The following is an 8,571-nucleotide window of genomic DNA, read 5'->3' on the forward strand; positions in this document are numbered from 1 at the left end:
CCAACCTAAGCTCATGGCGCCGGTGCGAAACTGCTCCTGAACGGCCTCGAGCTGGTCATTGTCGACAAGTTCAAGGGGAGTGCTCGTGGGAACGCTGAAGGGGTTGCCCTCGACGGTGATGAGCTGGTCGAGCATTTCGTCGATCTTCTCCGCGAGCAGAGCCGACTGCTGCTTCTCCAGGGCAATACTCACCATCTGCGTCCCCGCGCGCACCTGCAGGTAGAACGTGCGCGCCCCCGGAAGGCCAATGGTGCCAACGACGACCCGATCCGGCCAGGCAAACTCGTGAACACGTGTAGGCATGTCAGTATTTTAGGCACAGGGCGTTCAAGGCGCTTTTTGCCCTGCACCGCCGCCCACCGGCGCGTCGCCAGCGTGGATGCCGTTCGAGAGCCACGACAGATCACCCGCGTCGGTGTTGGTCGCGTAGACGCTCGGCCGACTAGCGCCGTAGCGCACGATCGATACGGAGGCGGGGCCCACGTTAATACGCTGGAACAGGTCAAGGTGCATGCCGAGCGCGTCGGCGAGGATTGACTTGATGATGTCACCGTGACTCACCTCACCCACACGGCCCCGGGCCCGTACTCGGCTTCGAAGGCTGCATCGTGGCGTCGAATCGCTGCCACCGACCGAGCCTGCATCGCGGCCATGGATTCACCGCCGGGAAAGACGACGGCGGACGGTTGCGACTGCACGACCGGCCACAAATCCTCGGTCGCGAGTTCACTGAGCGTGCGGCCCTGCCACTGGCCGTAATCGCACTCGGTGAGATCGAGATCGACCGGCGCGTACGGCGTGTCAGCCTGGCGATCGAGGATGAGCTGGGCGGTCTGCTGACAACGCTCAAGAGGGCTCGACACCACCCCGACTACGGGCACGGCCGCGAGCCGGTCTCCGGTCCGAGCCGCCTGGTCCCGCCCGATCTGGTCCAGGCTGACGCCGACGGCCCGGCCGGCCAGCAGTCCAGTGGCATTGGCTGTGGTGCGGCCGTGCCGCACGAGAATAACTGTCGCCATTCACCCAGCCTAACCACCCGCTCGAGGGCGGTGTGAACCGTACCGGGTCGCGCGTCGAACAGGCAGATAAAGCATTGGCGGAACCCTTCAAGCACGCGGGGCGTTCAAAGCCGCCCAGACGGACTCGGCACGCATTGACCAGCTCATTGGCCGACGCAGAAAAACCGGAAGAACCGGCACAGCCAGAACCCCCGGCCGAAGTCGACCCCCGCATGGAGGACGTCCCGTACCCGCTCCGCGTCGGATCCAGTAGTTCCCGCCCTCTCAGAGCGGGTCGTGCGCCATTGGGTGTGATGGACCACACCGACCCCGCGCTGTGCTCCCGGAACCAGGGCGCGACACTCTTTGGTTTCGGATCGAACGACTCCGCTCTTCACGGCGTAGTCGGTGACTGCGGCCGCCACCGCCGTGTCAGCACTGTCATACATCCTTGACACACCTCAGTCTCACAAACGATCAATTAATGAGACGGTCGGGTCGTTTTCCATGGTGTCCGCGGTCGGCAGCTGGCCATGCCAACGATGGCCCGGCTACCGGTCGTGGGCGCGGTCCTGCCAGGTTCCGGGCCGGTGCCGGGTGGGGCAGTTCCGTTCGGTGCTGTCATGTCCGAAGGGGAAATCAGGTGGTCGCGGCCCGCGGGTTGCGGGTCTTGGCGGCGCGGCGCGTCATGGCAACGACGGTAGCGATGGCCATGACGCCAAAGCAGGCCAATCCGGTGGTGAATAGGGCTGGGGCGAATGCCGGGGCTTGGGCAGATGCTTCGGCGGCCGCGATGATCGAACCCCAGTAGGCCGCCGTGGCCGCCAGCCAGAGGACTCCCGCGGTCGTGGTGATCCAGGACCAGCGCGAGAACCAGGGTCCTTCAATGCTGTAGGAAAGCGCGGCGGCAGCCATGATGAGACCGGCGAGGGCCAGGAGTTGGCCGCCGAGAAGATACGGTCCGGCAACGAGGCCGGCCGGGACACTCAGCCCTCCGATCATGAGGAGCCGGCGTGCGCCTAGCGGCATTCTGCCCGACGGACCCGATGCGACGGCGTCCGGCCCGGCGGCCGCGGGCGTGTCTTGTTTGGGTGTCATAGCATTTCCTTGTTCCTCATGTGAGCCGGTTTGGCCCGGCCACGCTGCGTACGAAGATCCCGCGTTTCCGGGAGAAGTCTCGGGCCGTCGGTCCGGCCTTCCGAACAGTACAGGCAGGTGCTCAGGGCGGCCGCAATTACGGGACTTCGGTGCCGGCTAACCGCTGGTTGCTCTGTGCGGCAGATTCCGGGTCGGCGGGGGCTGGTTTGATCAGGTAGCCGACGCCGCGCAGAGTGTGGATCATCGGCGGCCCGGCGGCGTTGATTTTCCGCCGGAGATAGGAGATGTAGAGCTCGACGTTGTTGCCGCCCCGGCCGGGCGTGCCGGGCCATATCTGGTTCATGATTTCGTCTTTGCGCACGACGTTCCCGGGGTCCTGCATGAGCAGCTGCAGGACCGCGCATTGGGTCTTGGTCAGTGGGATCTGGTGATCGCCTCTGCGGGCAAGGAGCCGTCGGGGCCGCAGGCTCAGGTCCCCGACGGTGAGCTCGGGGTCACGGCGTGCAGGGGTGCCGTGGCGGGTGAGCCAGCCCAGGCGCAACGCGACGTCCGCGGGGGTAAACGGCGCGATCATATAGTCGTCCCCGGGCAGGGTGCCGCCGGTGAGCAGGCTTTCGAGGGTTTCGCGTGTGGTCAGGAACAATACCGGCGCTCCGGGAGCAGACCGCCGGATCCGCGCAACGCCCGCGGCATCCCAGGCATCGTGGCCCGTGGTGTCGACGATGAGAGCAGCAGGATGGCCTCTTTCAACAGCGTTCGCGTTGCCGGTCGTCGCGGCCAGCCATCCGGCGGTGGCAAGTTCGCGGGCTATGTCCGCTGCCATGGCCTTGGCCGGTTGCATGATCAGGACCTGCCCGTAGGCTGCGGCCGGGTTGACCGTCACCGGGAGAGTCTCGGCGTTGAGGACTGCGTCGCGGGTAGACATAGGGTGCATTATCCAGCGCGTGGATGGGCGTGCGTGGTGAGCATCCTTGGCATTTCCCATGAATCGGCGAGGGTGCGCTTCTGCAAGAAACGCGCCCGTGAACACAACACAACGGCGCACCGTTCAGGGGGCGCTGTCCCTGCCCGTGGATACGAGGCCGGACCGCTAGACGTCTCGGGATCGACCGCTGCGACGGTTAGCGTGTCCTGGGGTCATTGCCAGCCGGGCTGGTGTTGAACGCTGCGACCGGTGCCATCTTCGGGATCCCCATGCACCCCGGGCCGTTGGCTTCACTGTAACGGCAGCCACCGGTGCCGCGACGGTTTCGAAGGCTTACAAGTTCGTCATTGTCGCCGCCCCGGCGGCTGAGGCCCATCTCGGTGCCGGTCACAGCGGCGATGGCGTGGGGGCCGACGATTGAGTTGAAAGATGGTTGTGAAGGAGTGGCCGTCAAGTTCCCGTGACGGCCACTTCTTCGTTATGGGCGGATTGGTGTGTTGCCTTCTCGCCCCTTCCGGACCGTCCGGCGCCGCCCGCGGGCTGGGGCTTCTTGTTGCTATCTTGGGCCGGTGTCCATGGGGGTAGGTCCGGCCGCGCGGTCAGGATAGTCACCGGCCTGAGCCGGAATGTTCGTGGGTGTGTGTTGCATCGATGTCGCGGCGGCTTGCTTGGGGACAGGAAGTTGTCCGTGTGTGAAGTGCGTGCGGCGTGCAGGCGATGCGGCCCGGTTTGTGTGGCCCACGGCGGGGCCTCGCTGCCGGCGACGCGGCGCGTGGGGTGAGTGCGACGGTCTCGGCGAGTTCCGCGAGCCGGTGGGCGCGGGCGGATTCAGCGGGGGTGAATGGTTCGGATGGGCGGGACAGGAGGACGCGGCCCAGACTGGAAGGGATCTTGAGGATGTTCCGGCTGTCCTGGGCCACGGTGGTGGCCGGGTTGATGACCTGGGCGCAGAGAAGTTCGGCCGCAGCCAGCGGCAGCTCGTCGGGGTTGGCGGCAATCCGTGCCGCGAGGCTGAGGGCCTTGGTCTGACCGTCGGACTGGGCAAGGGCGGTGGTGGGCCAGACCCGGCGGTTCTGGGCCCTGCCGGATCCAATAATGTCCAGCAGTTGCTGCTCGCTCTGGGATGCCGCGGCGGAGATGACCAGTTCGACGAGAACACGGGCATCGCGGGGCAGATGCGGGATGTCGTCGGGAGGGTGGACTTGGATGCTGAGGATGTTCACATGGTGACGTGAGAGGACGTGTGTGAGTCGTTTCACGGCGCCGGGTTTGTTGTCGATGCTCGCGCGGGCGCGCCAGAGGGCGGGGGATGTGGCCAGGCGGCGGCGGTGGCGCAGGGCCGGTGCATGGAGCCAGGAACGCAGCAGCCTCATGGCTGATGGCTCGGCAACCCAGATTCCGAGGATGCACGTGGTGATGGCGAGGATGAGAATTTTGACCACGTTTGGCAGCGCGGTGTGCACCATCGCGGCAGGCGTTGCCAGCTCAAGGGGCAGCATCGCGGCGATGTTGGCGACCGTCAGACGCGTCTTCGGGGGTTCGGGCAGGCGACCGCATGCTTCGCAGGAGAGCTCGGCGGCAACGTTGTCAACGGGGATCGAGGACATGGTGGTTCCCTTCAGGGTTCAGCCCGATAGATGATGACAGGTGGCTGTGCCCTGAAGTGGGCCGTGCTCTTCCAGTAGAGGGGCCCGCTGCCGGTCTGAAACAGGGACAAAAGTCCCTCCGCCGGGTGAACAGTCGGGGGTGGGCTTTCTGAAGGAACGTGAAGCAGCCGATCCTGGGTTCGGTAATCTGAAAAAACTCAATCAGCCTGCCGCGCTGTCCTGGAAACAGGCGCTGGGCATCGGTGCGGCGCAGGCCGCGGCCCTCGTGCCGGGCATTTCCAGGTCCGGCTCAGCCATGGTCGGGGGACTGCCCTCGGGGCTGAATAACGAGAACGCCGCCCGGTTCAGCTTCCTGCTCGCCACCCCCGTCATTGGCGCCGCCGCAGTCCTGAAACTCCCCGAACTGCTCAGTCCTGCGATGACCGACGAGCGCGGCGCCTTCCTCGTCGGAGCGCTTTGCTCCGCCTTCGCGGCGTGGTTCGCCACAAAATTCCTGCTCAGGTTCTTCGAGACCAGAACACTGATGCCCTTCGCCATCTACTGCGTGGTCGGCGGTGTCGGCTACTTCACGGCGATGCTCATCATCGGCTAGGCCGGCCCGGCTTTGGGCAGCGGAGGAAGACCTTCCGGCCAGTGGTAACGGCGCAGCCCCCAATGCAGGCGGGTGCTGTCATGGAATGGACGGCAGCTTCGGGGATCTCATCACTGTTCCGGGAAGTTCGGGGCCAGGAATTCCGGCACCGGTGGCCGGTCCTTCTCGTATGAACGCGCGTCCGACGCTCTGGCTCGCCTGGCCGCGCGGGGCGGGCTTGTCTCCCGTCGCATAATCAACCAGTCATGGGCGGCTCTGTTCACCGGGCGTTTACCGGGTGCACATACGCTGGAGTGCACCCACCTCCGTTTATGGGAAGGCGCCACCATGAACTTCGAAGGCAAAACCGGGAAGAAGGTCCACGGGAGCGAACTGAAACGCGGCCAGCAGGTCCGCGTCCGGATCGGCGACAAGGACCTGGGCATCGGCATTGTGGATGAATTGACCGCCCACGGCGGTGATGCCGTCTGGATCTTTTTCCCGGGAACCGCACCGCGCAGGCTGCCCATCGACAATGGCTCGACCGAATTCACCGTGCTGGAATCCGAATCACGGTTCGGGTAGGTGAACCCGTTTTCCTGGCTGGATGGTCCTTGGATACCCTGGTGCCTGGACTCCGCGGAATGCGCACTCCTTGGAAACGACGTGTCCAGCGGCCGCGCGTGGTCCAGGAAAGACCACCACGTACTGCCCCTACCAGCAACGCCGTCACGCTCGGGATGCGGCCGAGCCGTCGAGGAGCTCATTTCCCTTGGGGCGAGCCGGTCTGCATTTGTTAGTTAGGCGTTCGGGGATGCCGGCAGCCATCGCAGACTCATCGGCTCCGAGGCCTGCCGTCAGCTCACGGTGAGTTGCTCCCACCAGGCCGGATGTCTCCGTATGTGGAGCCGGACTAAGTATGGGTGATCGGGGGCAGGCGGATGTCTCGCGCAGATTTCGGACCCAACCGTGAGATCAGGGTGTTATTCCGCTTCTAGCCGAGGGGCAGATCCGTGCATGCGGTCACAGCGCCTGCAGGTAACCATCAGAGGACGCCGGGTTGTTCAGGACATGAGAATGTCCGAGCCTTCTCTTAGCGAGGTCGCGAAGGTGCCTGCAGGTTCTGCGTATGACCGCCAGCGCCGCTCCCCAGATGAATCCCGGCCCGGCGGGAGCAACGGTACCACCGCCGGAACGCCCGTTTCCACGTCGAAATTTGGCTGCCTGTTGCCTCAAAGCAATACCTCCGGGAAGAGTGATTCGTTGCCTCATTTGAAAACCTCCGGGAAGGTCAGGCGTTCCAGGTCCGGTTGACGGGTTTGGCGGGCGCGGTTTTCTTGGCCAGGGCCAGTGTTTCCAGTTCCCCGGTCAGGGCCAGGATCTGGCGTGAGAGTGCTCCGGGTTTGATCCGTTTGAAGGCGGCGTTCATGGCGATGACCGGGCGTTTGCGCATTGCCTGGTGCCGGACCGCGCGCTGGTGCGGGGTGGCCGGTGCGTCGTGTTTCTTGGTGACTTTTGCCCCGTGACGGTGCTTCTCGAGGAGTTTCTGCTGGGGCAGCAGGTAGTTGGTGGAGGTCCGGTCCGGATCCCAGATTTCATTGAGCTTGTCCAGTTCGGCGGCCGTGTCGTAGCGGAGGTAGCCGACGAGTTCGCGGACCCTGGCCCAGTTCTTTTGCTCCACGTGGGCGCCGTCGACCCTTCTATGGTTGTCAAGCGCGGCAGGGGGTCGGGTTTGTTGCGTTGAGTGTTCGGTAGATCCGTCGGGCGAGGTAGCGTTTCACGCACCGGCGGATCTCCTTTTTGGTTCGTCCTTCGGCTTGTCGTTTCTGGACGTATCCGATGGTCGTGGCGTCGAAGGTCATCCTGCTGAGGGCGATCAGGTGCAGGGCTTTGTTTAGGGTTCTATCGCCGCCGCGGTTGAGTCTGTGCCGGACGGTGTTGCCGGAAGAGGCCGGGATCGGGCTGACCCCGGCCAGGGAGGCGAAGGCTGCCTCGGAACGTACCCGTCCCTGGTGGGACCAGGCGGTCAGGCAGATGGCGGCGGTGACGGGGCCGAATCCGGTTTCCTGCAGCAGGGGCGCGGCTTCGCTGATTTCGACCAGTTCAGTGATCCGGGAGCTATTGGCTTTGATGTCCGTGTTGAGTTCGGTGATGCGTTTGGCCAGCCGGACTGCTTCGGAGCGGGCAACGGACAGGGCCAGCGGTTCGTCACGGGCGCGCCACCGGGAGATCTCGAGGATCTGGGTTCCGGTCAGGGGTTTGCGGGCGTCCAGGCCGAGGTCGTTGACCCGGGCCAGCGCGGTCAGTGCGTTCACGGACCGGGTGCGATCGCCGGTCATGGACTCCCGTGCGGTGACCAGGACCCGCAAGGCTGCGCGGATCCCGTCATTGAGCCGTGGGCGGCGCAGCTGTTGCTCCTGAAGGGGCAGGACGGCTGCGGCGATCCGGTGCGCGTCGAGCGGATCGGACTTGCCGGCCCCGTGCCGGGCATCCATGCGCGCGGCTTCGGCGACCTGGTAGCCGGCCGCGCCGACGGCACCGGCCAGCAGGGCGCCGTATGAGGAGGCGCCCTCGATCACCCACAAGGTGGCCAGGTCGGCGCCGGTGCGGCGCGCCACCCAGGCGATGGCCCGGTTGATGCCGGCGCTGGTGGTAGGGAAAGCCCGGGTCTGAAGCAGTTCGCCGGTGCCGGCGGAGATGATGGCGTAGACATGGTTTTTGGCGTGGGTGTCGACGCCGACGACAAACGGGCGGGAATGCGCAACGATAGTCATGGTGGTTCTGGCATCTTCCTCTATTCGCGGATATGGTCAGGGCCGCGCACGGCCGGTACCGGTCCGGGTAGAGGTCACTTCGGAACAGCACTGTGACGAGCCACGCCCCGTCAAACAGGGCGGGCAACCTTCTGATCAAGTCACCGATGTGGGCCGGGCAGGTATCGGCCGCCCACCCCATGGACGGACGAGTCGACGGAAGGGCACCCGACGGGGGCCAGTTCTTGTTTGAGTCGCGACCACAGGGCGGAACGGCCAGCACCTACTCTGCCAGCCAGTCCCAGACCAGCCACACCAATCCTCACAGTTCTTGTTGCCGGGCCGGGACCGGGTGAACGTGATCCGGCGGGCATGGCAGTAGGCGAGAAGGTGCTCGTTGATGAACTCGGATCCGTTGTCCGAATCGATCCCGATGATCGGGAAGGGGAACACGGCGGTGACGTGCTCGAGGGCCTCGAAGACCCATTTGGCCGCCTTGTTCCGCACGGACCGGTTCACCGTCCAGCCGGTGGCGATGTCGGTCACTGTCAGGGTGAAGCAGAACTCGCCGAAGCTGTTGCCGCCCTCGTGGCCGACCAGGTCGATCTCCACAAAGCCC

9 protein-coding genes and 1 pseudogene are annotated in these 8,571 nt (G+C 65.3%); 2 read left to right on the plus strand and 8 right to left on the minus strand.

Annotation, left to right across the window (positions count from 1 at the left end; all coding sequences use genetic code 11):
- The 5 genes and pseudogenes from BLR03_RS23540 to BLR03_RS23565 all read right to left on the minus strand — a co-directional run.
- A partial coding sequence (locus BLR03_RS23540) for a DUF3090 family protein (protein ID WP_139184665.1) occupies nucleotides 1-303 on the minus strand: 303 nt, incomplete at its 3' end.
- 24 nt (nucleotides 304-327) lie between these two features.
- A pseudogene (locus BLR03_RS23545) lies at nucleotides 328-1,019 on the minus strand (histidine phosphatase family protein).
- A gap of 618 nt (nucleotides 1,020-1,637) precedes the next feature.
- Complete coding sequence (locus BLR03_RS23555) at nucleotides 1,638-2,096, minus strand: hypothetical protein (RefSeq protein WP_254788678.1); 459 nt, start codon at nucleotides 2,094-2,096, stop codon at nucleotides 1,638-1,640.
- A 136-nt stretch (nucleotides 2,097-2,232) separates the two neighbouring features.
- Entirely contained in the window at nucleotides 2,233-3,021 is a 789-nt protein-coding gene (locus tag BLR03_RS23560; RefSeq protein WP_175460687.1) for a response regulator transcription factor, read from the minus strand.
- A 608-nt stretch (nucleotides 3,022-3,629) separates the two neighbouring features.
- Complete coding sequence (locus BLR03_RS23565; protein WP_368087001.1) at nucleotides 3,630-4,628, minus strand: ACT domain-containing protein; 999 nt, start codon at nucleotides 4,626-4,628, stop codon at nucleotides 3,630-3,632.
- Nucleotides 4,629-4,767: 139 nt separating this feature from the next.
- On the opposite strand from BLR03_RS23565, the gene BLR03_RS23570 reads away from it, so the two are divergent.
- Complete coding sequence (locus BLR03_RS23570; RefSeq protein ID WP_091256954.1) at nucleotides 4,768-5,220, plus strand: undecaprenyl-diphosphate phosphatase; 453 nt, start codon at nucleotides 4,768-4,770, stop codon at nucleotides 5,218-5,220.
- 327 nt (nucleotides 5,221-5,547) lie between these two features.
- Nucleotides 5,548-5,784: a hypothetical protein gene (locus tag BLR03_RS23575; protein WP_091256956.1), complete on the plus strand. Its 237-nt coding sequence runs from the start codon at nucleotides 5,548-5,550 to the stop codon at nucleotides 5,782-5,784.
- A gap of 706 nt (nucleotides 5,785-6,490) precedes the next feature.
- Here BLR03_RS23575 and BLR03_RS23580 read toward each other — a convergent pair.
- The 3 genes from BLR03_RS23580 to BLR03_RS25135 all read right to left on the minus strand — a co-directional run.
- The gene (locus BLR03_RS23580; protein WP_175460688.1) at nucleotides 6,491-6,880 is read right to left on the minus strand and encodes a hypothetical protein; all 390 of its coding nucleotides are present in this window, start codon (nucleotides 6,878-6,880) and stop codon (nucleotides 6,491-6,493) included.
- Between the two features lie 28 nt (nucleotides 6,881-6,908).
- The gene (locus BLR03_RS23585) at nucleotides 6,909-7,973 is read right to left on the minus strand and encodes an IS110 family RNA-guided transposase (protein ID WP_091256958.1); all 1,065 of its coding nucleotides are present in this window, start codon (nucleotides 7,971-7,973) and stop codon (nucleotides 6,909-6,911) included.
- A 135-nt stretch (nucleotides 7,974-8,108) separates the two neighbouring features.
- Nucleotides 8,109-8,571, minus strand: a 463-nt coding sequence (locus tag BLR03_RS25135) for an integrase catalytic domain-containing protein (protein ID WP_254788679.1), incomplete at its 5' end; no start/stop codon positions are given.

It is taken from the genome of Arthrobacter sp. ok909 (assembly GCF_900104405.1).
Classification (GTDB): Bacteria; Actinomycetota; Actinomycetes; order Actinomycetales; family Micrococcaceae; genus Arthrobacter; species Arthrobacter humicola.

Coding starts and splice junctions, on each gene's coding strand:
- BLR03_RS23555 (WP_254788678.1), bottom strand. CDS start 2,096: ATGACACCCAAACAAGACACGCCCGCGGCCGCCGGGCCGGACGCCGTC.
- BLR03_RS23560 (WP_175460687.1), bottom strand. CDS start 3,021: ATGTCTACCCGCGACGCAGTCCTCAACGCCGAGACTCTCCCGGTGACG.
- BLR03_RS23565 (WP_368087001.1), bottom strand. CDS start 4,628: ATGTCCTCGATCCCCGTTGACAACGTTGCCGCCGAGCTCTCCTGCGAA.
- BLR03_RS23575 (WP_091256956.1), top strand. CDS start 5,548: ATGAACTTCGAAGGCAAAACCGGGAAGAAGGTCCACGGGAGCGAACTG.
- BLR03_RS23585 (WP_091256958.1), bottom strand. CDS start 7,973: ATGACTATCGTTGCGCATTCCCGCCCGTTTGTCGTCGGCGTCGACACC.